The organism is Peribacillus simplex (genome assembly GCF_001542915.1).
In the GTDB taxonomy this organism is placed as follows: domain Bacteria; phylum Bacillota; class Bacilli; order Bacillales; family DSM-1321; genus Peribacillus; species Peribacillus simplex_B.
Genome location: NZ_LNNH01000039.1, coordinates 13,432 through 38,387, shown reverse-complemented (window position 1 = coordinate 38,387; position 24,956 = coordinate 13,432). Strand labels below are relative to the sequence as shown.

General features: G+C 39.7%; 29 protein-coding genes. 19 read left to right on the top strand and 10 right to left on the bottom strand.

All coding sequences use genetic code 11. The features are described from left to right. The first annotated feature begins 25 nt into the window (after nucleotides 1–25). The 3 genes from AS888_RS18225 (at nucleotide 26) to AS888_RS18215 (ending at nucleotide 3,930) form a co-directional block, all read left to right on the top strand. The gene (locus AS888_RS18225; protein WP_061143570.1) at nucleotides 26–1,216 is read left to right on the top strand and encodes a glycine C-acetyltransferase; all 1,191 of its coding nucleotides are present in this window, start codon (nucleotides 26–28) and stop codon (nucleotides 1,214–1,216) included. A gap of 44 nt (nucleotides 1,217–1,260) precedes the next feature. Beyond that, on the top strand, nucleotides 1,261–2,220 hold the full coding sequence (locus tag AS888_RS18220) for an L-threonine 3-dehydrogenase (protein WP_061143569.1): 960 nt from the start codon (nucleotides 1,261–1,263) through the stop codon (nucleotides 2,218–2,220). 312 nt (nucleotides 2,221–2,532) lie between these two features. Then, nucleotides 2,533–3,930: an amino acid permease gene (locus AS888_RS18215; protein WP_061143568.1), complete on the top strand. Its 1,398-nt coding sequence runs from the start codon at nucleotides 2,533–2,535 to the stop codon at nucleotides 3,928–3,930. A gap of 323 nt (nucleotides 3,931–4,253) precedes the next feature. Here the strand turns inward: AS888_RS18215 and AS888_RS18210 are convergent, their stop codons facing one another. Beyond that, a complete protein-coding gene (locus tag AS888_RS18210) occupies nucleotides 4,254–5,645 on the bottom strand; it encodes a hypothetical protein (RefSeq protein ID WP_061143567.1) in 1,392 nt (463 codons plus the stop codon). A 311-nt stretch (nucleotides 5,646–5,956) separates the two neighbouring features. Between AS888_RS18210 and AS888_RS26495 the strand changes: the two genes are divergently transcribed. Together AS888_RS26495 and AS888_RS18205 are read left to right on the top strand one after the other, a co-directional pair. Continuing rightward, entirely contained in the window at nucleotides 5,957–6,118 is a 162-nt protein-coding gene (locus AS888_RS26495; RefSeq protein ID WP_155645545.1) for a hypothetical protein, read from the top strand. A 47-nt stretch (nucleotides 6,119–6,165) separates the two neighbouring features. After that, nucleotides 6,166–6,441, top strand: a complete 276-nt coding sequence (locus tag AS888_RS18205; RefSeq protein WP_061143566.1) for a hypothetical protein — start codon at nucleotides 6,166–6,168, stop codon at nucleotides 6,439–6,441. Between the two features lie 265 nt (nucleotides 6,442–6,706). Here AS888_RS18205 and AS888_RS18200 read toward each other — a convergent pair whose 3' ends face one another. Further along, nucleotides 6,707–7,513 (bottom strand): cytosolic protein, encoded by an 807-nt coding sequence (locus AS888_RS18200; protein ID WP_061143565.1) that lies wholly within the window; start codon nucleotides 7,511–7,513, stop codon nucleotides 6,707–6,709. 235 nt (nucleotides 7,514–7,748) lie between these two features. On the opposite strand from AS888_RS18200, the gene AS888_RS26490 reads away from it, so the two are divergent. From AS888_RS26490 to AS888_RS26895, 6 genes are all read left to right on the top strand, one after another. Further along, nucleotides 7,749–7,904, top strand: coding sequence for a hypothetical protein (locus tag AS888_RS26490; RefSeq protein ID WP_155645544.1), 156 nt, complete (start codon nucleotides 7,749–7,751; stop codon nucleotides 7,902–7,904). Nucleotides 7,905–8,092: 188 nt separating this feature from the next. Further along, nucleotides 8,093–8,221 carry a hypothetical protein gene (locus tag AS888_RS26910; RefSeq protein WP_260320281.1) on the top strand — a complete coding sequence of 43 codons (129 nt, stop codon included), beginning with the start codon at nucleotides 8,093–8,095 and terminating at the stop codon, nucleotides 8,219–8,221. Nucleotide 8,222: 1 nt separating this feature from the next. After that, nucleotides 8,223–8,468: an SPP1 phage holin family protein gene (locus AS888_RS18190; protein WP_260320279.1), complete on the top strand. Its 246-nt coding sequence runs from the start codon at nucleotides 8,223–8,225 to the stop codon at nucleotides 8,466–8,468. Nucleotides 8,469–8,518: 50 nt separating this feature from the next. Then, on the top strand, nucleotides 8,519–8,731 hold the full coding sequence (locus AS888_RS26905) for a D-alanyl-D-alanine carboxypeptidase family protein (protein ID WP_061143563.1): 213 nt from the start codon (nucleotides 8,519–8,521) through the stop codon (nucleotides 8,729–8,731). A 7-nt stretch (nucleotides 8,732–8,738) separates the two neighbouring features. Beyond that, on the top strand, nucleotides 8,739–8,966 hold the full coding sequence (locus AS888_RS26900; protein WP_061143562.1) for a M15 family metallopeptidase: 228 nt from the start codon (nucleotides 8,739–8,741) through the stop codon (nucleotides 8,964–8,966). Nucleotides 8,967–9,232: 266 nt separating this feature from the next. Further along, nucleotides 9,233–9,424 carry a hypothetical protein gene (locus tag AS888_RS26895; protein WP_061143561.1) on the top strand — a complete coding sequence of 64 codons (192 nt, stop codon included), beginning with the start codon at nucleotides 9,233–9,235 and terminating at the stop codon, nucleotides 9,422–9,424. Nucleotides 9,425–9,515: 91 nt separating this feature from the next. On the opposite strand, the gene AS888_RS26485 is transcribed toward AS888_RS26895, so the two are convergent. From AS888_RS26485 to AS888_RS18160, 3 genes are all read right to left on the bottom strand, one after another. After that, nucleotides 9,516–9,713: a hypothetical protein gene (locus tag AS888_RS26485; RefSeq protein ID WP_061143560.1), complete on the bottom strand. Its 198-nt coding sequence runs from the start codon at nucleotides 9,711–9,713 to the stop codon at nucleotides 9,516–9,518. Between the two features lie 4 nt (nucleotides 9,714–9,717). Next, a complete protein-coding gene (locus AS888_RS18165; RefSeq protein WP_061143559.1) occupies nucleotides 9,718–10,287 on the bottom strand; it encodes a hypothetical protein in 570 nt (189 codons plus the stop codon). Nucleotides 10,288–10,919: 632 nt separating this feature from the next. Then, complete coding sequence (locus AS888_RS18160; protein WP_061143558.1) at nucleotides 10,920–11,450, bottom strand: hypothetical protein; 531 nt, start codon at nucleotides 11,448–11,450, stop codon at nucleotides 10,920–10,922. Nucleotides 11,451–11,777: 327 nt separating this feature from the next. Between AS888_RS18160 and AS888_RS26480 the strand changes: the two genes are divergently transcribed. Together AS888_RS26480 and AS888_RS18155 are read left to right on the top strand one after the other, a co-directional pair. Continuing rightward, nucleotides 11,778–11,921, top strand: coding sequence for a hypothetical protein (locus AS888_RS26480; RefSeq protein WP_155645543.1), 144 nt, complete (start codon nucleotides 11,778–11,780; stop codon nucleotides 11,919–11,921). Nucleotides 11,922–13,026: 1,105 nt separating this feature from the next. Beyond that, nucleotides 13,027–13,368, top strand: coding sequence for a hypothetical protein (locus AS888_RS18155; RefSeq protein WP_061143557.1), 342 nt, complete (start codon nucleotides 13,027–13,029; stop codon nucleotides 13,366–13,368). A 375-nt stretch (nucleotides 13,369–13,743) separates the two neighbouring features. On the opposite strand, the gene AS888_RS18150 is transcribed toward AS888_RS18155, so the two are convergent. Both AS888_RS18150 and AS888_RS18145 read right to left on the bottom strand, forming a co-directional pair. Then, entirely contained in the window at nucleotides 13,744–13,962 is a 219-nt protein-coding gene (locus tag AS888_RS18150) for a DUF3006 domain-containing protein (protein ID WP_061143556.1), read from the bottom strand. Next, nucleotides 13,963–14,802 carry a ComEC/Rec2 family competence protein gene (locus AS888_RS18145; RefSeq protein ID WP_061143555.1) on the bottom strand — a complete coding sequence of 280 codons (840 nt, stop codon included), beginning with the start codon at nucleotides 14,800–14,802 and terminating at the stop codon, nucleotides 13,963–13,965. Between the two features lie 1,043 nt (nucleotides 14,803–15,845). Here AS888_RS18145 and AS888_RS18140 point away from each other — a divergent pair. The 5 genes from AS888_RS18140 to AS888_RS18120 all read left to right on the top strand — a co-directional run bounded on the left by AS888_RS18140 (nucleotide 15,846) and on the right by AS888_RS18120 (nucleotide 20,585). Further along, nucleotides 15,846–16,910, top strand: a complete 1,065-nt coding sequence (locus AS888_RS18140) for a C45 family autoproteolytic acyltransferase/hydolase (protein WP_061143554.1) — start codon at nucleotides 15,846–15,848, stop codon at nucleotides 16,908–16,910. A 192-nt stretch (nucleotides 16,911–17,102) separates the two neighbouring features. Then, nucleotides 17,103–17,393: a DUF3817 domain-containing protein gene (locus AS888_RS18135; protein ID WP_061143553.1), complete on the top strand. Its 291-nt coding sequence runs from the start codon at nucleotides 17,103–17,105 to the stop codon at nucleotides 17,391–17,393. Between the two features lie 162 nt (nucleotides 17,394–17,555). Further along, on the top strand, nucleotides 17,556–18,323 hold the full coding sequence (locus AS888_RS18130; protein ID WP_061143630.1) for an ABC transporter ATP-binding protein: 768 nt from the start codon (nucleotides 17,556–17,558) through the stop codon (nucleotides 18,321–18,323). After that, complete coding sequence (locus tag AS888_RS18125) at nucleotides 18,310–20,220, top strand: ABC transporter permease (RefSeq protein ID WP_061143552.1); 1,911 nt, start codon at nucleotides 18,310–18,312, stop codon at nucleotides 20,218–20,220. Before AS888_RS18130 ends, AS888_RS18125 begins: the two co-directional genes overlap by 14 nt. A 5-nt stretch (nucleotides 20,221–20,225) precedes the next feature. Further along, the gene (locus tag AS888_RS18120) at nucleotides 20,226–20,585 is read left to right on the top strand and encodes a YxeA family protein (protein ID WP_061143551.1); all 360 of its coding nucleotides are present in this window, start codon (nucleotides 20,226–20,228) and stop codon (nucleotides 20,583–20,585) included. Between the two features lie 53 nt (nucleotides 20,586–20,638). On the opposite strand, the gene AS888_RS18115 is transcribed toward AS888_RS18120, so the two are convergent. After that, nucleotides 20,639–22,027, bottom strand: a complete 1,389-nt coding sequence (locus tag AS888_RS18115) for a sensor histidine kinase (RefSeq protein ID WP_061143550.1) — start codon at nucleotides 22,025–22,027, stop codon at nucleotides 20,639–20,641. After that, nucleotides 22,024–22,734, bottom strand: a complete 711-nt coding sequence (locus tag AS888_RS18110) for a response regulator transcription factor (protein WP_061143549.1) — start codon at nucleotides 22,732–22,734, stop codon at nucleotides 22,024–22,026. Before AS888_RS18110 ends, AS888_RS18115 begins: the two co-directional genes overlap by 4 nt. A gap of 237 nt (nucleotides 22,735–22,971) precedes the next feature. Here AS888_RS18110 and AS888_RS18105 point away from each other — a divergent pair, with 237 nt between their 5' ends. Beyond that, nucleotides 22,972–24,147 (top strand): MFS transporter, encoded by a 1,176-nt coding sequence (locus AS888_RS18105; RefSeq protein WP_061143548.1) that lies wholly within the window; start codon nucleotides 22,972–22,974, stop codon nucleotides 24,145–24,147. A 58-nt stretch (nucleotides 24,148–24,205) separates the two neighbouring features. Here the strand turns inward: AS888_RS18105 and AS888_RS18100 are convergent, their stop codons facing one another. Continuing rightward, a complete protein-coding gene (locus AS888_RS18100) occupies nucleotides 24,206–24,946 on the bottom strand; it encodes an amino acid ABC transporter ATP-binding protein (RefSeq protein WP_061143547.1) in 741 nt (246 codons plus the stop codon). Nucleotides 24,947–24,956 lie beyond the last annotated feature (10 nt).

Below are 24,956 nucleotides of genomic sequence, written 5' to 3'. Positions count from 1 at the left end.
AACCAATAATGAGGGGGTATATGTAATGACTAGTGAATCATTAAATCAATTTTTAACAGATAATTTGAACGATTTAAAAGATAAAGGTCTGTACAACGTTATTGATCCAGTAGAAGGTCCAAACGGGCCGGTGATCAAGATTGCTGGCAGAGAGCTGATCAATTTATCATCCAATAACTATTTAGGTTTAGCCACGGATCAACGATTGATTGTTGCTTGCATCGAAGCGACGAAGAAATATGGTGTCGGGGCCGGGGCGGTTCGTACGATCAATGGTACGTTGGATATCCATGTGAAATTGGAAGAAAAGCTGGCGGAATTTAAGCATACGGAAGCAGCCATTGCTTATCAATCTGGATTTAATTGTAATATGGCAGCGATTTCAGGAGTGATGGATAAGAATGATGCCATCCTTTCAGATGAACTGAATCACGCTTCAATCATTGATGGATGCCGTTTGTCCAAAGCAAAAATCATTCCCTTCATCCATTCGGATATGGAGGATTTACGATCAAAGGCACGTCAAGCAAAAGAGTCGGGATTGTATAACAAGGTCATGGTCATTACCGATGGAGTGTTCTCCATGGACGGGGATATTGCCAAGCTTCCTGAAATCGTGGAGATTGCCGAAGAATTTGACTTAATTACGTATGTGGATGATGCGCATGGTTCTGGTGTATTGGGAAATGGTGCAGGGACGGTAAAACATTTTGGCTTATCGGACAAAGTCGATTTCCAAATTGGCACATTATCCAAAGCGATTGGCGTTGTTGGAGGCTATGTAGCGGGGAAGAAGGATTTGATTGACTGGTTGAAGGTTAGAAGCCGGCCATTTTTATTTTCAACGGCTGTCACACCTGGGGCAGTTGCTTCGAGCATAGAAGCGATCGATATTTTGATGAACAGCTCGGAACTTCAAAATAAGCTGTGGGAAAATAGCGCTTACTTGAAAAAAGGTCTAAAGGAATTAGGGTTTGATATCGGCGATAGCGAAACACCGATCACGCCTTGCATCATTGGCGATGAAGCAAAAACACAGCAATTCAGCAAGCGGCTGAATGAAGAAGGTGTGTATGCCAAGTCCATCGTATTCCCTACCGTACCAAGGGGAACAGGAAGAGTAAGGAATATGCCGACTGCTGCCCATACAAAAGAGATGCTCGATCGTGCGATAGCGATTTATGAAAAAGTGGGAAAAGAGATGTCAATCATCTAACGGATTAATTTGCTTGCTGGGAATACATTGGGGAGGGATTTTTAATGAAAAAGGTCTTAGTCACAGGAGCTTTAGGTCAAATTGGTTCAGAACTGACGCTGAAAATGAGAGAGATTTACGGAGCCGACAATGTCGTGGCAACGGATATCCGAAAGACGGAGAGCTCCGTCGTCCAATCGGGTCCATTTGAAATTTTGGATGTTACCGATGAAAAAGAGATGTTCAACATTGCCAAGAAGCATGAAGTGGACACCATCATTCATTTAGCTGCTTTATTGTCTGCAACAGCTGAGAAGAAGCCGCTGTTAGCCTGGAATTTGAACATGGGTGGATTGGTGAATGCGTTGGAAGCGGCACGGGAGCTCAATTGCCGATTATTTACTCCAAGCTCGATCGGAGCGTTCGGTCCAACCACACCTAAAGATTGCACACCGCAAGACACGATACAACGTCCAAATACGATGTATGGAGTGAACAAAGTATCGGGAGAGTTGCTATGTGATTATTACCATCATAAATTTGGCGTTGATACGAGAGGTCTTCGTTTCCCGGGGCTGATTTCGTATGTCACGCCTCCTGGCGGTGGGACCACCGACTATGCGGTTGAAATTTACTATGAAGCGATTAAAAACAGGAAATACACTTCCTACATCGCAAAAGGAACGTATATGGATATGATGTATATGCCTGACGCCTTGGCTGCCATCATGGCATTAATGGAGGCGGATGCATCCAAGCTGAAGCATCGGAATTCCTTCAATGTATCGGCCATGAGCTTTGACCCGGAACAAATTGCTGCCGAGATTAAAAAGCATATTCCTGACTTTGTCATGAACTATGAGGTCGATCCCGCAAGACAATCCATTGCCGACAGCTGGCCGAATAGAATCGACTCGACTTGTGCGAAGGAAGAGTGGGGATTCAAAGCGGAATACGATCTGGAGAAAATGACGAAGGATATGTTGGTTAAGCTTGGATTGAAATCATTTTTAGTGACCGCATAACGGACCGTATCTGAATAAAAGAGTTGCAAGACTCTTTTATTCAGGTTATTTTATTAAGGTCGTGATTTTTTTAGCGGTTGAATGATACACTTTCGGAATCATGTAAAAGTAAGCGCTTTCCGAGTGATTCACGTTGTAAGCTGATAAATGTGAAAATTCGTATGAATCTTTCAAACTATCAGGAACGCTTGAATTTGAAGTGTGAAATGATTTTGAAGCGTGTGAAGACGCCTGCTCATCACTTCGGTACGATATGTTTTCATTGGGAGTATGCAGCAAAATTGACTGATTAGCAGTGTAGGGGGAAATGGAATGGCAAACAAAGATTTGAATAGGGACTTGAAAGGCCGTCATATTCAGATGATCGCTTTGGGCGGGACAATTGGTGTTGGTTTATTCATGGGTTCGGCCAGCGCAATCAAATGGACAGGCCCGTCTGTCATGTTAGCTTATGCAATCTCAGGTTTATTCATCTTCTTGATCATGCGTGCGATGGGGGAAATGCTATATTTAGAGCCAAGTACAGGCTCATTTGCGACATTTGGTTATAAATATATCCATCCATTGGCAGGATATATGACTGCATGGAGTAACTGGTTCCAATGGGTTGTTGTCGGGATGGCCGAGATCATCGCAGTCGGGACGTACATGCAATATTGGTTCCCTCACCTTCCTCCATGGATACCAGGCTTGATTGCAATGGTGATCCTAGGGGCGGCGAACTTGATTTCCGTTAAATCTTTCGGTGAAATCGAATTCTGGTTTTCATTGGTTAAAATCGTAACGATCGTCTTGATGATCGTTGCAGGATTTGGACTTATCTTCTTCGGCTTAGGTAACGGCGGAGACGCAATTGGACTATCAAATCTTTGGGAACACGGTGGGTGGTTTACAGGCGGTTGGAAAGGCTTCTTCTTTGCACTATCACTTGTTGTGGCTGCCTATCAAGGCGTGGAACTGATCGGGATTACAGCTGGCGAAGCGAAGGATCCGCAAAAAACGATCACCAAAGCGATCCAAAGTACAATTTGGCGTATTCTAATCTTCTATATAGGTGCCATTTTCGTTATTGTAACCGTTTACCCTTGGGACCAACTAACTGCAATTGGAAGCCCATTCGTGGCCACCTTTGCTAAAGTCGGTATCACGGCAGCAGCTGGCATCATCAATTTTGTCGTCATCACAGCAGCCATGTCCGGCTGCAACAGCGGCATTTACAGTGCAGGACGGATGCTTTATACATTAGGAATGAATGGACAAGCACCTAAATCCTTTGCAAAAGTATCGAAAAGCGGTGTTCCTTTATTCGGTACGTTCGGTGTAATCATCGGATTGGCCATTGGAGTCGTATTAAGTTATATTGCTCCAAAAAACCTATTTGTGTATGTATACAGCGCAAGTGTACTGCCTGGAATGATTCCGTGGTTTGTCATCCTGATAAGCCAAATTAAATTCAGAAAAATCAAAAGAGCTGAAATGGTCAATCACCCATTCAAAATGCCTTTTGCACCTGTAACAAACTACTTGACCATCGCCTACTTAATTATGGTATTGGTCGGCATGTGGTTCAATGATGAAACGCGTATTTCACTCATTGCCGGAATGGTCTTTTTAGCCATCGTAGTCATTAGTTTTTACGCTTTTGGAATGGGCAAGCGTGTCCCAGTGGATACTCAAACAACTGAAGAAACGGATGTTAAAGCAGGTTAACGGCTGAACGACAGTAGAAACCGCATCCCTGATGGCAGGTAAACTCGGTAATGATCGAGTTTACCTGCTTTTTTTAGGATATAACAATAGTCAGGGCACTAATCTCCTCGGCTGTAGAATCATACTTGATGTAAGTCCGGTTAGCGGCAATGTGAGTCCAGCAAGATAGGGATGAGGGAAAAAATATCGCCGAAATCCATAGTTATATTGACGATTGAATTAAAAAAGGACTGATTATTTTATTCAGTCCTTTTTTAAATATGATATGGAAATCAAGAGGTTGTTCCGTGTTTCAAACCTCACACAAATCTGGCATACATCAATTAAATAAGAAACATCGCGACGATGGTTGTGACTGCAAGGCCGATTGCCACCGGCAGTAAATTCCGGCGCGCCAGCTCGAAGGGGCTGACATTACACATTGCCGCGGCTGGAATCAGTGCCCAGGGAATCAAGGTGCCTCCGCCAACCCAAATCGCAGTGATTTGCCCCAGTGCAGTCAAGGTAGCGGTTCCGCTGCCGATGGCCGTGCCAAATAGTTTGGCAACCGACCCGGCCAAGGAAATGCCTGAGAATCCCGACCCGTCAAGGCCAGTGATGGCACCGATGCCTGTTAATGTTACGGCAGCGATCTCCTTCGTCAAAGGAACAGAGGCCGCTAAGGCGGCACCGAGGTCATTGACGATGCCGAGCGACGTTTTTGGTAAATGATCTCCGATGATTTGATTGAAGCCGGAATCACCTAAATAGAAGAATGCAGCGATTGGAATGACCGGTCCGAATACCTTAAAGCCAAATTGAAAGCCTTGAATCAAATAGGCCGTCGATTTTTCAAGGCCCTGTTGTTTATGTGCCACAAGAGATAAAATCAGTAAAATGAAAACCGCCGTACCGCCCACCAACGCCGTCGCATCTCCGCCCTGCAGCTTCAAGATAGACAACGCCACCACATCGAGCAGAAATGCAAGCGGAATGAATATGGCAAAAAACTTCTTTTGTGCCAGAGTGAGCAGTTCTTCACTTCCTGCTTGATCCTGGACGATGCCCGCATTATCATCTGCTTTGATTCTTCCAAGCTTCATATCCCGCTTCAAGAGGATGAAAGCGGAGAGGGTGGTGACAACCCCCATCGTAATCACAAGGGGAATGCTGGCGGCGATGACATCACCGACTGGAATTGAAGCCGCGTCTGCCGTCAGTTTGGGTGCCGCTTGAATGATGAAATCCCCTGATAGCGCGATACCGTGGCCAAATAGGTTCATGGCCATCGCCACGCCGAGCGCCGGCAAACCTGCCCGTAACGCTACGGGAAGCAGAACCGCACCAAGTAAGGCAACCGCCGGTGAAGGCCAAAAAAACCACGATATGATCATCATGATGATTCCGATTATCCAAAAGGCAAGTGCAGGATTTTTAATGAATTTAGCAAAAGGAGCAATCATGACATCGTTGATTCCAGACTTGGTCAACACCGTGCTCATGGCGACAATGATGGAGATGATCAATATCGTCGACATTAATTCCGTGATGGCGAAAATGAAGCTGTTGAATATCCCGCTTATCGACGAAGCTAAACTGCCTGTAGCCACCAACGCCAATAGAAAAATTCCAATGATGCAAATGAGGGTCGTATCCCGACGCTTTACCATAAATCCAATGATCAATGCAATGAATACAACATAAATCCAGTGTAGTGCTGTCAACTCCAGTCCCATGATTCGTCCCCCTCATAAATGTGCCTAGTTACAGATTATGAAGGGAGATCATGGTGGTGAGTGGTTTGGCGAATTTAAGGGGCACAGGAAAGCTTTCACTTTGTGAAAACTTCGTATCATTTGAATGTAAGTAAACTTTGATATGTATGTCCATACTTATCTACCTTAGAGAAGGATCAACTTTTTTTGAATAAATAGATAATCAATCCAAATATTACATATTGTTGAAAAATATGATAGTTTAATAAACGACTACATGATTAGAGGAGATGGAAATAAGATAAGAGTAATTGTAATGGCATTAATAGTTAGTGTTTTTTAGTACAGCCTTTATCCCCAAAAGTTTGGCTGAAACAACGGTAGACAATCAAGCAGATTTCTTGAATGAAACTATTGAAGAATTTAGAAATTTAGAAAATAGTAATACACAAACCATTGATATTAAAAATGATGATGGTCATATATTGGTGTGAAAAATACACTTTAAAGGCATATAAAGAACCAACTAATGCATTTTTAGATGGTGGAAAAGGATCACCAAGAACAAAAAAATGTTAGTTATGGAGCAAAAGTAGTCGACTTTAAACAGTTATCTAAAAATGTATCAAGTGCAAAATCTACTATTCTTGAATCGTCAGCTGCCATGATTTCTGCGGGTATTGGTGCCCTTTATTGGTGGACAGTTGTTGGTTTAATTGGCGCAACAGGTACTGCAGGCTTGGCAGCATATCAAATATATAGTGCAAGTAATTCGGCTAAGGCAGATATGAAAGAGGCTTATAATCTATTAAAATAAAGGATAGATAAACTAATATGATGAATTATTTACAAGGTGTTTTTATAAGTGCAATGATTGTGTTTTGTTTATATCAAATTATAGAAAAAAAACAAAAAGACAAAAAAACTAGACATTCTTATTACTGGGTAATTTTCTTATTTATCTTATGGGTATACCTGTTTAATGGAACAAATCAATGAACTATAAGATAAAAGTAAATTCTCCCTCAAGAAAAGATATTTACTAACCCTGACAAGAAATTAGCTAGTTCTTGTCAGGGTTTTTATATTCCTAAACTTGAGTGATTTTGCTTGTTCACAATGCCGTTGAAATAAGCAAATTGCCCTTTACGCATATTCACTCTACTTTTCACCTTCATAACAAATTCCTTGAACGCTTTGGTGCCGATTTCTATTTCCTGTCCCCTTGTGAATGCTCTTTTGTTAGTAGAATAATCAACCACTCTATTACACTGCTTAATTACCTTCCAGAACTCTTGTATAGTTTCAGCTTTCTCGTAGAAAGAACCTACTAGATTACTAAATACACCCGGAACCCAATGGGCTACAAAATTTGCTTGGTTTAAAGATTTTGCTAGAGAATTATCCACAACGGCTTTACGTTTATTGTTTTTAATATTTTGTTTTAAGAAAGATGTAGTTGTTTTAATGGCCGGACACTTCTTGGTCATTTTCACAGGGGTCTTGCCGGTCATTTCATCATTTACAGGCTGAATGATAATAGCATTAGCTGTTTGCATCATATCCTTTTTCCTCTTCATAGGTACTTGGCAGATCATCCCGAGGACTTCGAGTTTCTTCATTAATCGTTGAACAGTTTTATAAGATACTTCAAGCTTATCTGCAATTGTATTCTTACACATATAGCTCACACCAAGTTGCTTACAGCTATGACGCTTCAAGAGCTCCAACAATGCAATTAGTCTGGATTGTACATCTGAACGTTTAATGTCCAGACGAATGACGTCCCTGTAAACTCGTACCGTTTTATTTAATTCTTCAATAACTGTGAAAGAAGATAGGTTGTTATATGATTCTTCATTTGATATTACGTCGATACGTTTCTTCATTTTGCAGTCTCCTTAGACAACAAAAAGCAACGGCCCTGGGTGAGCAAACCGTTGCTAAGAAACCCATGATGTAATAAACTACATCTAAGGGTACAGCAAGTGTTTGCCTATCGTAAGTAGGCGGACGGTATAAATAGTGGTCCAACACTATTTATACACGCTGTGCTTTTTTTGTGTTTTCCAGTAGACACAAGAAATGTTTTTAATCGATGGAAGTGTAGTTTCTACGGTCCATGTGCAGTTCCAAAGTCAAGATCCGGAGGGTACCATTACTCTCAATGGGTATATTCCTCTTAATGCTGAGGAGTATGAACAAAACGAAGCTCTGCCAACTTTAACGGAAGTGGTGAGGACCAAGTTAATTGATCGATTGCAGCCACAAGCCGGTTAGGAGGGGGGCATTTTTGGAAATAGATATGGGGTATCTAATTACATGCATAGGGCTTTTTTGTACTGTGGCCGGATTGGTCATCGGTTTTTTTACGTTTCATCGAAATCGGGATAAGTGTAAAAAATGATGCGACTGAATCGGCCATTATCAAAACCAAGTTAGAAAATATTTGTCAATCCGTTGATTTAATGCGAATTGATTTTAAAGCGAGTGAGAAACGATGGAACACATTGTCAGAACAAGTCGTTCGAATTGATGATAATACCAAGCAGGCGCATAAGCGCATCGATAAAATTGAAAATAAAGGAGAGGTCTAAATTGGATAAAACAAAACAATATATAGCGATGATAGGCGGTGCACTGGGTGCACTGCTTTTATTTTTTCAATCACTCGGCTTTCAGGTGGAATGGTTCATTGAAAATACTATCAATTCATTTATTAATTTCCTTACAGCCATAGTGCCTCTTATGTTTGCTCTATACGGTGTGTATAAGAATCAATATCTCCTAACCGAGAAAGCGAAGAAACAAGAAGGAGTTTTGAAAAAACAAGGATTAAAATGAGCTGCCTATCGGGTGGCTTTTTATCTTGTATAAAAGGGGGATGTTAGAAAATGACTGTATCTTTACAAACTTTGCTGGATAGATCAGCTAGAAAAATGGGTGTAGGGATTAATTTTATTGTGAAGGGCTCGGCATTGGAAATGATAAAACGATCGTATAAGGAAGGAATTTACGTCCAAATAAGTTCAGGTTATCGCTCAATGGAAGAACAGGCTGCACTATACGCTCAAAGCCGTCTTTATAGCTACAAGGGTAATAGCTAAGTCAAAAGTGACGCAAGCGAAACCTGGACAATCTATTCACAATTATGGATACGCCATTGATTATTTCCTTGTTAGTGATGATGGAAAAACAGCCTTGTGGACGGTAAATGCAAAATGGAGACGTGTAGCTGCCATTGGAAAAGAACTTGGGTTTAAATGGGGAGGAGATTGGATAGGCTTTAAGGATTACCCACACTTAGAAATGACAGGTTGCTTTTCCTTTACCCAGCTGTAGGCCGGCAAAAGACCGAATCTAACCTTGAAATTTAAGTCAGGTTCAGAAGTTGTTACTGAGCTGCCTAAAAAAGAAGTAGCTCATGAGGTAAGTAAGAATCCTTCCGAAGGCAAAGGTGATAACACGATCGTTTCCATTCAGAAATCACTAAATAGCCGGTATGTATTTAATCTCATTTTGGATGGTATCCGGGACCTAAAACTAAGTCAGCCCTTAACAAAGCACTACAAACCGAACTTAATAAGCAATTCAATAAAAAGTTGGTTGTGGACGGAAAATGGGGACCTAAGACTAAGGCGGCTATCGTAACTGTTCAAAAGGGTGCTAAAGGCAATCTTACGTGGATTTTACAAGCCACACTTTATATGGAATATTATTCCACTTTTGGAAAGGGTACTGAAACAGCATTAGAAAAGTTTCAGAAAGCTAAAAAGATTACTGCAGATAAAAAGGCTTGAAAAGCTTTTTTCACAGAATTATTTGCTGCATAAAAACTATTAATATAGAAAAAACCTGTAGAATTGCCTCTACAGGTTTTGCTAATCTTTTTTATTTTTGCTTATATGTTTTTCCACTTTTAATTACAAAAAATATTAATGAAGCAAAAAATAAAATATTAGACAAATTCACAAACAGTTTTATTCCAGCATTAAGATCTTTTAATCCCATAAAAATATCAATAACAGAGACTAATCCAGTAATAACCAACAATATCAAAAAAAATAAATATATTTTAATCACTTCCATTTATTTAGAGTAAGAAAAACACTATCGCTCTTGATGTAACATCCGCTAAATAACTTGGTACGCCAACTTGTTTTAAAGCCTTAGATAGCCCTGCTTCAGCAGTACCAGAGAAATCTACTAATATGTCAAAAGCTTCCATTACAACTTGGTAACTCAAATAGTAGTTCAAAGATTTTTTTGCTTTACTTGTTAATGGTAATTTATCAACATATACTTTGATTTGTTCATTCCACGCACGTGATCCAACATTCTTAAGCTTTTTAATCATCTGTTTTGCTGCTTGTTTTGCAGCCATTGTTTTTAAACCAAATGTAGTTATTTGTCCAGATAGTTGTTGATCGTCAGCAATATTAAGATTATTACTTACAGTGTTAAAAAGATCATAGTAATCTACTTGACTTAATTCTAGTTCAATAGCTTCATCAACTTCAACATTCAAAAGTCCTGGATTAGAGTTAAGGTCCTCAGAATAATATTCGTCTGAGTTTTGAGCATTAGCAAACGTTGGAAGTGCTACTGTTGAGAGCATCAACGCAGACATTGAAGCTAAACCTAGTTGTTTTAATTTATTCACAATTTACCATCCTATCTAAAAATTGGTTAATGACAGTAAAATTATAGCATTACAATATTACTATATCAATAATATTTTTAAATCAATAGAAACACTACAAAAGGTAAAAGAATAGCTATTAATGTCAAACAGTTTTGATGTTAGCTCAGCATTATACTTTCGTAAAAAATCGAGTGAAGAAAATTATTTCCAAATAAAAAACGGTACTTGTACAATTACAATAGTAAAAAAACCAAAAAATCAAGCCTCTTCTAGAGTGTGAGGGGCTTGATTTATTAGTTTGAAAAGGCTTCTTATATTGTAGGTCTTGCCTTTTTAATTAACTCCGTAATATTAATATCTCCGTTATAAAACACCTGGTCATTCGAAAATCATCACTCGCAGCAAAGCTCATTTTAATCTGCTCAATCCATTTATATGCGGCAATGGCTGCTGTCCAGCCAGGATCCTTTTTATAGTCTGAATTTATAACAGAGAAGCTTCCACTTTGATATTTATGTTCATACTTACCTACCTAAGAGAAGGATCATACCAGCTTTCGCCAATAATCATATTCTCACCTTTTCTTGTAAAAGTAAATTTCGCTATATTTTGGCCTTCTAAAAGATAAGTGCTTCCCAGAAAACCGTCAGCTAACTGATATCTTCCTCTTTGGCGAGATTAGCTGCTAAATCCTCGCTATACATTTCAATTAAGTTCTTAGTCCTCTTTTCATTGTTCATAGCGTCAAATTTCAAATGTGGTAAAACTATATTACTCCCATCATTTAGACCTAAGTTTTCGTTAACTTCCATATCACTAATATTCGTGTGGCTATAGTTCTTATCTATAATGCTGTTAATTGTATCTTCGATTTTTTCTTCCCTTGTTGAATCCGATTCGGGAAACCATTCATCCTCCAAATCTTCTTCCTGACTTTCTTCGCTCTTCATCGTCTCATTAGCTGAAATAGAATTTTTTTCAACTACAGGTTCTGTTTCATTTGAAGTTTCTGCATCTTCAATGGCTACTGCGATAAATGCAACAACAAAAAGTAAAATGAATGACCCGACCGATGACAATAACATTTTCTTAACTTTCCCTGTTTTTCTAAAAGCTGATATGATTGCGGCAAGAATAAAAAATATTGTGGCAAACACACAAAGTAATCCTAAAAATCTCAACGTTTCTTTCCCCTCCGTTTACTTAATCATATGATAATTTCTCATCTTCTTCATATAAATGATCGACCTTCAAACCTAATAATTTAGCTAATTAACACACTAATAATTGTGAGGTCTTTTCTATTATTTATCCATTTGTGGAACTATTTTTACAAAAAAAGAGTAAAGTTTCTAAATAAATAGATAATTAATCCAAAGATTACTTGTTGTTGGAAAATATGGTAGTGTAATAAACGACTACATGATTAGAGGAGATGGAAATAAGATAAGCGTAATTGTAATGGCATTATAGTTAGTTTTTTTAGTACAGCCTTTATCCCTAAAAGTTTGGCTGAAACAACGGTAGACAATCAAGCAGATTTCTTGAATGAAACTTTTGAAGAATTTAGAAATTTAGAAAATAGTAATACACAAACCATTGATATTAATAATGATGATGGTCATATTATTGGTGTAAAAAATACACTTTAAATGCATTTAAAGAACCAACTAATGCATTTTTAGATGGTGGAAAAGGATCACCAAGAACAAAGAAAAATGTTAGTTATGGAGCAAAAGTAGTCGACTTTAAACAGTTATCTAAAAATGTATCAAGTGCAAGATCACAAATTCTTACTTCGTCAGCTCAATGAATAGCTGCAGGTATTGCAGCTACTAAAATATATAGTGCAAGCAATTCAGCTAAGGCAGATATGAAAGAGACTTATAATCTATTAAAATAAAGGTTAGATAAACTAATATGATGAATTATTTACAAGGTGTTTTTATAAGTGCAATGATTGTGTTTTGTTTATATCAAATTATAGAAAAAAAACAAAAAGACAAAAAAACTAGACATTCTTATTACTGGGTAATTTTCTTATTTATCTTATGTTTATACTTGTTTAATGGAACAAATCAATGAACTATAAGAAAAAAGTAAATTCTCCCTCAAGAAAAGATATTTACTAACCCTGACAAGAAATTAGCTAGTTCTTGTCAGGGTTTTTATATTTCCTTTTGTTGCTGAATATTTGAACAAGCGTAGAAACCTAAACGAAGATTGATAGCTTTGTGGGTATACGTCAATACTGAAAAGAATTAGGAACTTATCTTTTACATCAACACAACCAATTCAGAGCACTTTGAAATTCAATAAGGTGGTTCATAAATTTATCAAAGTAAAGATCGCATAAGCTTATTCACAATGCCATTGAAATTAACAAATGGTCCTTTAAATAGGTACTAACCAAAAAGTATCTCACCGTCGTGAAAAGCGAAACTGTATCGCGTCTTTCACGAAAATATCAAGTAATAAGTAAGCAAATGAAGGAATGGAACAAGCTTAATAGTCACTATATCTTTGAAATTGGACAAAAAATGCATGTGAATTAAGTAAAGGAATTCGGAGCTTGAAAATTAGATTATTCATCTTAAATTAATAGATTGTATGGTCTCTGAGAGTTGATCGGCAAAAATTTCTGTAAACGAGTGGTGTATTGTTTTATTGAAAAAGTATTATAATTCCTTTTCATTGAAGACTTTATCCCCCTTTCAAACGTCTATTAATTAGTACCAATAAAAAGGAGGAGTTAAAATGTTAAAAATTTTAGTATCAGGACTGACAATTTTCACAGTGGCTGGAGGCATTATGACAAGTGGGATCTGGGGGGAACTACCAAATCAAAAGGTTTCTGCTCAAAGCGTAGAGGCTGAAGTACAATCCAGTTACTATGGATATAAAGATTTAAAATCTCTTGCCCTTGCTTGGTATGATAATGGTTATACAAACCTTGACAATCCTAAGCGTATTCCAGTTGACAGAATCAACGGTTTACCTATAGGCCTTTCCAAAGATGACTATGTTAAGTTTGTAGTGGAACAATATGGCGAAGAATCGGGAAATTCAGCCACACAGGTCACCTTCTTAAAGCATTAATTTAGACCCCCTGATAATAACCTAAAATAATATGCAGGCTGCTTAAGTTTATAGAAAGTGATGATCGTTAGTTAGTGGTTTGAAGAATTTAAAATCTTGAGTTTGTCAAAGAGGTAATTTTTCGCCCTGAATTTTACAAATGAAGACCTAAATGCATTGTCCCAATAACCTTCACTCATGTTAGGGAGATAGTAAGTTTGGTTTTTGAAGAACTAGCTAGAATAATTTCCTGGATTAACCTGAACATCCAGCATATAAAAAGTTAACCCGCATTGAACCAAGTATCTGTATAACTGTTAGAAAGTTAAGTGAAAAGTACTGGTTGTTATTCCCACCATAAGGAAAAGCCCTTCTCAAGTGAGAGGGGCTGTATCGTTAATCTTCAAATAGTTCATCCATTAGCTCATCAATTTCTTTTCTTAATTTTTCAGTGCCTTCTTTGGAAATAGTGATTTTGTCATTATCAATTATCAACATATCCCCGATTTTGGCTCCTTTAGGAAGAGAATGCTTAGGTATATCCTTCATTTCCCCGCCATCGATTTCAACGACAGCAATCTTTCCCTCAAAGCGATCGATGATTCCTTGTTGCATTTATTTCACCGTCTTTACATTAATTTGCTTGCCTGTAGAAGTAAAGATAATGTTACCTGATTTATCGGTACGGTATGTTTTGGCTTTAATTGAATTTAATCTTTTGACCACTGTAGAAGTAGGGTGCCCATAACCATTTTTGCCAACGCTAATTACAGCGTATTTAGGCTTTGCCTTATTAATAAAAGCAGCAGTTGAAGATGTATTGGCTCCGTGATGGCCAACTTTGAGTACATCTACACGTGGTACAAGCTTTTTGGCAAGCATATCTTGTTCGGATTTTTCCTCAGCATCACCAGTAAACAGGAATGTCTTTTTATCATGTTTAAGTAAAAGGACTGCACTCCAATTATTTAAATCTGACTTAGCGTAATCTTTAACGGGAGCAATGAAATCCATTGACGTATTTTTTGCTTTCGTTATGATTTCTACCCCAGTCTTCGCAGTTTTTATTTTAAGCTTCTTCTTCTTAACTGATGTCAAAAAATCTTTATAGGCTTGTGTAGTGTGAGAAACCTTAGGAGCATATACAGATTTTACAGTGAGTGTTTTAATCACATAAGCTAATCCGCCTACATGATCGGCATCCGGATGAGTGGATACTACTGCATTAAGGGTTTTTACCTTCTGCTTATTTAGATAGGCAACAACTTCATCGCCTTTTCCTTTTCCGCCACCATCGATTAAAATGTTTTCATTCCCAGTTTGAATTAGAATGGAATCACCTTGACCAACATTAATGAAGTGAACCTTTACATCGTTTGCTGCTTCAGCCGTTTTGATTCCTGTAAATAAAGATAAGAATAGAACTGTTACAAATAGAACTTTTAGATTTTTCAATACGTTTCCCCCTAGAATAAATAAACCAACAAACAAACATCAAAGAATAGGTTACTAGAAACCCTTACCAATTTTAAAACAGTTTCTCATTTTTATCCAGATAAAAATGTATTTTAGAATAGCACCTATTGGTCAAGGAATAAGACAAAAAGAAATAACGCCTACACCCCTTGGCAACAAGTTATGAAAGTGGTTGGGGGGAGGCGTTATATGGAAGAGTAAGCTATCTATCCTTAGGTAGTAAAGAACAGATTCCATTTTAATATCCAATCTGAATTAATCTAAATATCCTAAATGTGAAATCTAAATAATCCTGGAAATCTCTATTTTCCAGGTTGCAAGCTTATTTATCAATTCCTATTAAGACAATTAATTTATGGATTAATCTATTGCTATTCATATTACAGTTCTCCGCTGATAGCTTCAGTAGGTTGTTAGCACAAACACTACAAATCTAAGTTACACGCCTTGATTAACGTCGGATTGAACACGTTTTTGTTTGGACTTGATGACTAGGCTGTCAAACATGCCACTAAATAATGTTAAAATATACAAATGAACAAAAAAAGAAAGGATTTTTTAAAATGCTACAAAATAAACGTTTTAAAGGCATTTCAATCGTTTTTGCAACTGCGCTATTTGTATCTTCCGTTCTAATTATTTCTTCAAGTTATTTCAATAGCAAACAAATACAGTCGGCAACAAGGCAGTGCTATCAAAATAATGGGAACGTGATGTTAGAAATCCACAATCGTTTTACAAATGAGTTCTCTTTTGAGTGCCAATCCAAAAAGTAAGATGGGGCACGATCTAATATGGAATTCTTCGATTTAACAATAGGCAAGAATTAATAAATTGAGAATAAGAATTTCAGTTTCCATGAAATCTCCGCGCGGGGCATGGATAGTGTAAGGCTTTAAGCAGAGCCGCAGAGCTCCAAAAGTGGGTTGTTACATAAATGTAAAGGCGTATCTTCTTTATTTTCAACCATACATCAAGTATTCTTAATTTGAATAGCATCTACTGTAAATGAGGGATAAGGCGTGAAGCAAATATATAGTGATATCATACAATTTAGGGGAACACATTATGAGTTTGGATACATGCAGGGGGAGGAGTTTAAGGATTCATTAACGGTAAAGAATCGTGAAGATCAGTGGAAGATCAGGCAGCCGCGATTTACGGTCGAGGAAGGTGAGGTCAAGCGGGCGATTACACAGTTCGCTCCTGGAGTGTGGGAGGAATTGCTTGGGATGCAGGATGCGCTGAAATGGCCAATTGAGCGTGTGCTCCAAGAATTTGGAGGGTACCGCTTGGATTATGTTCGGTCTGGATGCTCGATCATGACAGGTGATGATTATCTGATTCGCAATTATGATTACCATCCAAAGACATATGAAGGACGTTATGTGTTATTCCAGCCAACCGATCAAGGATATTCAAGCATCGGCCCAAGCCAGCGGGGGACTGGAAGGATGGATGCGATGAATGAGAAGGGCTTGGTGATGGGGTATAACTTCATGAATCGAAAGAATCCTGGAGATGGCTTCATTTGTTGCATGATCGGCAGGCTGATTGTGGAAGCCTGTGCGAACGTAGAGGAAGCGGTGGCGATGTTGAAGGAAATCCCCCATCGGCATTCTTTCACGTACGTCGTCTATGATCGAAGCGGCAGTACATATATTGTGGAAACATCTCCGAGAAATGTGGAGGTGCGCACGGCAAGTGCCTGCACGAATCACTTTGAAATCATGAAAAATGAAAATCGTCACCATCTGATAGATTCAAAACGCCGGTTGGGGATCATTCAAGAGCAAGAAGGGAGCCTTTCGTCTGCCTACGAGGCATATCGCCTGTTCAATGATTCCAACCAAGGTGTCTTTTCGGATTTATATAGCAGCTGGGCCGGCACGATTCATACTTCCGCTTATTTGCCGAAGGAATTGAAGGCTTGGATTGCTTTAGGGGGCAATCAGGAGCCCACGATAATCGATTTTGCGAAGTGGCTAAAGGGAGAAGCTGTTGAGCTGGATCGGGTCATGGGTGTAATCGATACGGATATTCCGTTCGTGCATATGGATGAGGGAGCGAATTGGTTCCGGACTTGAGCAATGAAAAACACCCCACTGTTAAGTGTTGAATAATGTTGTTGTGTTTAACGGGCCCAATCACTCGATTGGGCTTTTTCCTGCATTTATTTTTTGTACATGTTATTGGAGGTTCGCCCAGTAATATTATATGATAAGGTTACATATTTTGGATAACAACCGTACTTGTACAATGAATGAGGGGATGAGCGAATGTTTTCGACAGCTTTCGGATGGTTCAGGTTCATTACAATAATAGAGGGAATTTCTTATGTTCTCTTGTTGGCTATTGGCATGCCCATTAAGTACATATTGAATATTGGTGAAGCGACACTCATTTTGGGCAGCATCCATGGATTTTTATTCGTCGTGTTTGGTCTTTTACTTCTTTATGTAAGCCTTCAATCAAAGTGGTCCTTTGTAAAAATGGCACTGATCTTCATCGTTTCATTTATCCCGTTTGGGAATTTTGTAATCGATCGAAAGGTATTGAAACAAAGTTAACCCTTTACATGATTAGTAAGTGCAATTTCCAGCAGGTGCCTTCCAGTCAATGGAAGGCGTTTTTTTTTTATGGATGTAAGCTTGATGTAAGGTTGACATAAATGTGCTGTAAGAATGAGCTTATATAGTATGAATATCAACAATCATGATGAGGTGAAACAAATGGAACCATTATTGAAAGTGGAAAATATCAAAAAGATTTATGGGAAATCAAGTGCTGCTTACACGGCGCTGGAGAATATATCTTTTGACATTCATGAAGGAGAGTTCGTGGGAATCATGGGTCCGTCTGGAGCGGGGAAATCGACTTTGCTTAATATGCTGGCAACGATCGATTCACCGACTGAAGGCAAGATTTATATGAGAGATGTAAGCATTCACGATATGAAGGGGGCCGATTTAACGGATTTCAGACGTGATAATCTTGGATTCATCTTTCAGGATTACAATTTGCTCGATTCATTGACCGTGAAGGAAAATATATTGCTGCCAATGGCGATTGCAAAAATGCCAGCAAAAGAAATCGATATCTCGGTGAACCGCATAGCTAAAGTATTTGGCATTGAAGATTTATTAGCTAAATATCCGTACCAAATCTCCGGTGGACAAAAACAGCGGACAGCCGCAGCAAGGGCGCTTGTAACTGAGCCTGCACTGATCTTGGCTGATGAACCAACAGGGGCACTCGATTCAAAATCAGCGACCGATTTACTGGAAAGCTTAAGTGAGCTAAATGAGAATAATCACTCGACCATCATGCTGGTAACACATGATGCATATGCGGCAAGCTTCTGCAATCGCATCATTTTTATCAAGGATGGTACACTTTCCAAGGAAATTCACCGTGGTGTCCTAACGCGTAAAGCTTTCTTCCAAGAAATTATGGATGTCCTTGCAACTATTGGAGGTGAGGTAGATGACGTTATTTAGTCTCGCAAGAAAGAATATTGTCCGAAACCTATCCCAATATTTTTTATATATCGCATCCATGGTTTTCAGCATCATCATCTATTTTACATTCGTAACGTTGAAATACAGCGATACGATTGCAGAACAAACGGCTTCATCACAAAAATTAGATTCATTAATGAGTGGAGCGGCAGTCATCCTGATTTTCTTCGTTGCCATTTTCATTGCCTATTCAAATTCATTTTTTATGAAAAAACGTAAAAAGGAAGTCGCATTATATGCATTGCTCGGCGTACGTAATCGTCAAATTGGTTTTATGCTCTTCTTTGAAAACTTATTGCTAGGCTTGGTTTCGTTAGTTGTAGGGATTTTACTCGGATTCCTATGTTCAAAAGGATTCATGACGATTTTGATATATTTGATGGGCTATGATGTCATTGCACCATTTACATTTTCCGGAACTGCAGCTTTGAACACCTCGATCGTATTTTTTATTATTTTCTTGGTGACATCATTCCAGGGCTATCGTTTAATTTATCAATTTAAACTAATTGATTTATTCCACGCTTCTAAAAAAGGGGAAGCGGTCCCGAAGCCATCGAAGGGTGTAGCCATTCTTGGAATCCTGCTGATTGTCATCGGTTATTGGTTGGCGATGCAAGATCTATTTACTTCTAAAGTGTGGGAGAAAGTCGGCTTTTTAATGACGGCACTCATCATCTTGACAACAGTTATTGTCGGTACGTTTTTGTTGTTTCATAGTGTGACAGGCTTTGTGTTGGAGCTGATCAAGAAAAATGAAAAATGGCTATGGAAAGGTCTGCATTTGATGACGATTTCCCAACTGCTCTATCGCATTCGGGGCAATGCACGTACATTGACCGTCATTGCGGTGTTAAGTGCTACGACGGTAACGGCAGGCGGTGCAGTTTATGGTCTTTATTACAACACAAACGATCAGGTTTTGACTGCTGATCCCAGTACGTTCATGTATCGGCAAACGGATGCGAAAAGCGACGAAGAAGTCAGCGCCATTTTACCGGATACAAAGTATGATGAAGTGATCGAAGCACTGTCCGTCACCTTTCATGCGAAAGAGCTAAATGACTTGGATGGTTCAGGCAAGAGAATTTACACGGTTATCGACGAAGAAACATATAACAAATTAGCGGCCCTGCAAAACAAGGATGTGCTGCGTTTGAAGGAGGATCATGCTGTCATTCTCGATATAGGATATGACGAAAGGCTCTCTCCAGACTATAAGGGAAAGACGATCACGACAAAAAACAATACGGCAATCACATTTCAAGGCGTTAAGACACAAACGGTTTTAAATGCGGGTACAGCAGGCATCACGGTTGTCGTATCCAATCATACATTTGAAGCATTGCAAAAGGATGGGGAGTCGCTAACATATCGTGTCATTGGTATGGACAAGGCATCCGTTGATTTATCCGGGGAAATGGCAAAGGAGATACCTGAAGAAGGGCAATTTTCCAGTGCGCCGCAAGACTTTCAACTGGCCCTCGAAAGCGTAGGATCCCTGCTCTTTATCGGGAGCTTCCTTGGTCTCGTCTTTTTAGCTGCGACAGGAAGCATCATTTACTTTAAAGTTTTGACTGAAGCAGAGGAAGATAAATCACAATATAATATGCTTCACAAGATGGGCGTCAGCGCTAAAGAAATGCGAAAATCGATTGCTTCACAAGTGGTCGTCATTTTCTTCGTACCTTTGGCAGCAGGATTATGCCACAGTGTTGTCGCTTTAAAAGCATTTTCTAGTTTATTGATGATGGACCTGGCGAAACCTGTGCTGATCTGGATGGTTGCCTATACGGTGATCTATGGTCTGTATTATATCTTAACGGTAGCTTCTTACAATCGTATTATCACACAAAATAATAAAACGGAAGGATGATCGAGATGAAGAAATTTCTTATGATAGTTGGAATTTTGTTTATACTGGGAGCGGCAGGAGTCTTCGCTCTTACTAAACTAGACTTTAACCGCATGAATGCCGATAATTATTATTTGCAAATTACGGAGGATGGAACACAGCATGAACACAAACTTGACGATGGTTCGGTGATGACTTCTTATTCATATAAACTGGAGGCCACAAATGCTGATGGTGAAACGGAGACGCTTGAATTCACGGCACAAAAAAATCTGCGGAAAGATGCCTATTTGAAGGTATACGTGAAGGATGAAGATCAAGTATCTTCCTATGATGAAGTGACATTCGAGGAAATCCCAAAGAAGGCCCAAGAAAAGCTTAAATAGGAAAGAAGGGCTGTCCGTAAGTTGTGGACAGCCCTTCTCTGTAATAAAAATATTTATAAAAGTATCGTAATGGTCGTTCCCTTATTTTCAATGCTAGTCAAGTCCAGCTTACTTTTATGAGCGTGTATAATATCCCTTGCAATGGCCATCCCCAAGCCTGTTCCGTGTGTGTTGGCGGTACTCGTACCTCGATAGTAGCGTTCAAAAATTTGTGCCAAATCTTTGGCGGGAATGCCGCTGCCATTATCGGCAATGGTAATTTGGGTATGAGTATCTGATTGTTGATGAATGGCATCAATTTTGATTTTCACGACGACATTTTCATCATTATGTACGAGCGCATTGTAGATTAGATTGAAAATTGCCCGTTTCAGTAATTTTTTATCCACTTGATGGATTGCTTTATCGACATTTGCCTCGAATTCAATCTGTCGATCCCCAAATGATGAATCATTTAACAATTCGATCGTCATTTCGCGTATGAATCCAACGATATCAATTTCTTCAAATTGTATAGGTAGTCGTTGATTTCGCAAACGCATCGTTAAATTGAGATCATCTAACAAATCCTTCATATATATGGACTGTCTATTAATAATGGCTATATACTCATCCAATTCTTGCGGCGTTAAATCCACGGCGCTTTCCCTCATCAATTCCGTATACCCAAGGATGGAAGATAGTGGTGTCTTCATGTCATGTGAAATGTTGCTAATCCATTCTTCACGCATGTTGTCGAGTTGATTGCGTTCTTTTTCATACTGATCTAACTTTACCGATAGTTCATTCATATTGCGAAATACATCTTCATAAACGCCCTTTGGTATGCTCATCTTTTTAAAGCGCCTATCCCGAAGCTGCTGTATTCCTTCTATTAAAATGTGGAGCGGACTCGTTAACTTTTTTCCAAATAAGAAACCAATGACTAATGCAATCATGATATCGACGGATAGAAATAGTAAAAGGATGATGTTGATGTACTTTAAAAGGCTATCATAATTATAGGACAATACATACCGGCCTATTCCTCGATCTTTAACTCCGATAAAATAGCTGAAATTGGAGGCTTCACCGACAAAAACAGTCGTCTCAGAATCAACTTCCTTGTACTTATACATTTGGACGATTTCAGCAGGAGTATATACGGTTTTCAATTTCTGAGGGGTGTAATAGGCTGCAACTTGCTGCCCCTTATCATTCAAAAATTGTATCCATGCGTTATTATTCCTCAGACTTTCTCGTCCTTCTTCATTTACCTTTGGTTTATTATCTTTGAGGTCTACATATTGTGAAAATTGCCTGCTAAAGTTCTCCGCAGATTCCTCTTCCGTGTCTATATGAACAAAAAGTAAACATATAAGCAAAATGGTATTCACAATCCCCACGATCACTACGATCGTCACAACGGATCCTAAAAAGCGGCCTGTCAATTTCCACTTCATCTTTGTTTGCCCTTGGTTTGCAATTTATACCCAAGTCCCTTTACGGTTAGGATAAAAGCTGGCTTTGAAGGATCTGCCTCGATTTTTTCGCGTAAGCGGCGAATATGGACCATCACGGTATTATCCGAGCCAAAAAATTCATCGCCCCATACATGTCCAAACAAAGTTTCCTTGCTTAAAATCTGATTCGGATGATGCATGAAACAGCTCATCAATCCGATTTCTTTTGCGGTGAGCTGAATAGGCTTGCCATCCTTCTTCAATTCGGTTTCATTTGCACTAAGCTCAAACGGACCAATCAGCAAATTTTTCGGGACGTGTTTTTCCTCTGAAAAACCAGCTCGTCTCAGCTGCGCCTTCACCCGGTAGGCAACCTCCTTCGGACTGAATGGCTTGGTAATGTAATCATCGCCGCCAATCGCCAACCCTAAAAGCTTGTCGATTTCCTCATCCTTTGCCGACAAAAATAAAATGGGTACATTGGAAACTTCACGAATACGCCTGCATAAATCATAGCCTTCGCCATCAGGCAGCATGATATCGAGTAAGACGAGAGCGGGATCAAGCTCTTGGAATCGAGCCCATCCGTCTGCAAGCGTCCCTGCCGTCACAATATTAGCCAGGCCTTCTTTATGTAAAACGGTCTCCATGAGATGTGCCAAATCTTGTTCATCGTCAATTATTAGAATCCATTGTTCATTAGACATCGTTTTGCCTCCTTAACATCGCTCTTACCCTCCAGTATAGTGCACAAGCAGACTGTATCAAAGGTATCTGCAGTGTTTTTTACTCCGAGGCATTGTATGCCTGCTGTTTAGGAAGCAGCATTTGGCATGAAGGTTCCTAATGCTTGGTAAAGTTTGTATGATGGGCTGTTTAAAGAATGGCTGGGCGGTTCATGCTAAGTAGTATGGTTGGAGGAAAAAATAAAGGAGAAAAGAATAATGGAAACGAAAAAAGTGTTACCCGTCCTTTTTTTGGTGATGTTTTTGGTGATGGTCGGATTTGGAATCATCATTCCTGTCATACCTTTTTTGGCAGAAAAGGTTGGCGGCAGTCCTACGGAGTTGGGGCTGTTAATGGCAGTGTATTCGTTCATGCAACTGTTTTTTGCACCGATATGGGGGCGCATCTCCGACAGGGTGGGACGTAAGCCAGTCATGGCCATCGGCATTGCTGGATTGGCCGTTTCGTTTTTCATCATGGCTCTAGCAGATTCTTTATGGGGATTATTCGTAGCCCGGATGGTTGGCGGCGTTTTATCCTCGGCAAACATGCCGACGGCCATGGCATATGTAGCTGATATCACGAAGCCGGAAGAGAGGGGAAAAGGGATGGGAATCATCGGGGCAGCCACTGGGCTAGGCTTCATCTTTGGACCGGCGATTGGCGGAATATTCTCCAAAACAAGCTTGAATGTACCCTTTTACATAGCGGGGATTTCCTCTATGATTACCTTGCTGCTCGTGATGTTCCTATTGAAGGAATCACTTCCAGTCGAAAAGAGAGCCCCTCGATTTAAAAGTAAACAGTCCAGATGGAGTGGCTTTAAAGGCCCTCTTAGTTACCTGTTCATCCTACAAATGATTGTCACGCTTTCGATGGCAGGACTTGAAACGACTTTTGCTTATTTTGCGGCAAAAAAGGCTGATATCAGCCTTGTGCAATTAGGATACATCTTCATGATCATGGGATTTGGCAGTGCGATTGTCCAAGGTGGCCTGGTGGGCAGGCTGAGCAAGAAATACGGGGAAGGTGTGGTCATCCAGTTGGGGCTCATCATCTCCGCAGTAGGATTCGCCCTCATTCTGTTTTCTTCCGGCTTCTGGACATCGGCGATCTTCCTTACGTTTTTCGGTATGGGAAATGGGTTCATCAGACCGGCGATTTCGGCACTGCTGACGAAAAGGTCTAATACGGGACATGGCAGTATCACCGGACTGCTTTCTTCCTTCGATTCCTTCGGAAGGATTGCCGGTCCTCCTATAGGCGGTTGGTTATTTTCCATTTCAAATGGCTTGCCATTTTTATCGGGCGCGATCCTTTCCGTTTTTGCATGGATTCTTTTTCAGAATTATCAAGCCCGCGCTAATCGAATCGAAGCTCCTTATAATTGTTGAAGCACAAAAATCCCCCATCTCTAGAATGGGGGATTTTTTGCGAAAAGAATGCACCAGGTCATCCTTGAATCAGATTGAGAAATTTACGTGTGCGCGCTTCTTTCGGATTGGTGAAAATTTGGTCGGGTGTTCCCCGTTCCATTATTTTTCCTTCATCCATGAAGATGACCTCGTCGGCGACCTCACGAGCGAAACGCATTTCATGAGTGACGACGATCATTGTCATGCCTTCTTCTTTTGCCAAGTCTTTCATTACCTTCAGCACGTCTCCGACTAATTCAGGATCCAGGGCCGAGGTGGGTTCGTCGAACAGCATGACCTTCGGCTCCATGGCCAGGGCCCTTGCGATGCCGACACGCTGCTGCTGTCCGCCGGACAATTGAAAAGGGTAAAAATCGATTTTTTCACCTAATCCAACCTTTGTCAGCAGAGCCGTCGCCGTTTCTTTCGCTTGATGTTTCGCTATATTCTTCACAATGATCGGACCTTCCATTACATTTTCCAGGGCCGTTTTGTGGGGGAAGAGATTATAGCTTTGGAATACCATCCCTGTCAAACTGCGGAAAGAGGTAATCGATTTTTTCTTGACCGGCTTATTGAAGTCCATCACCGTTTGATCGATCTCGATCGTCCCGTCCGTAGGCACCTCAAGGAGATTCAAACACCGAAGAAAGGTTGTTTTACCTGAACCAGAAGGTCCGATCAGTACGATGACTTTCCCTTGCTCCACTTCCAAATCGATGCCCCTTAATACATCAAGGTCACCAAACGATTTATGAAGATTCTTAATGTTGATCATGTTAAAATCT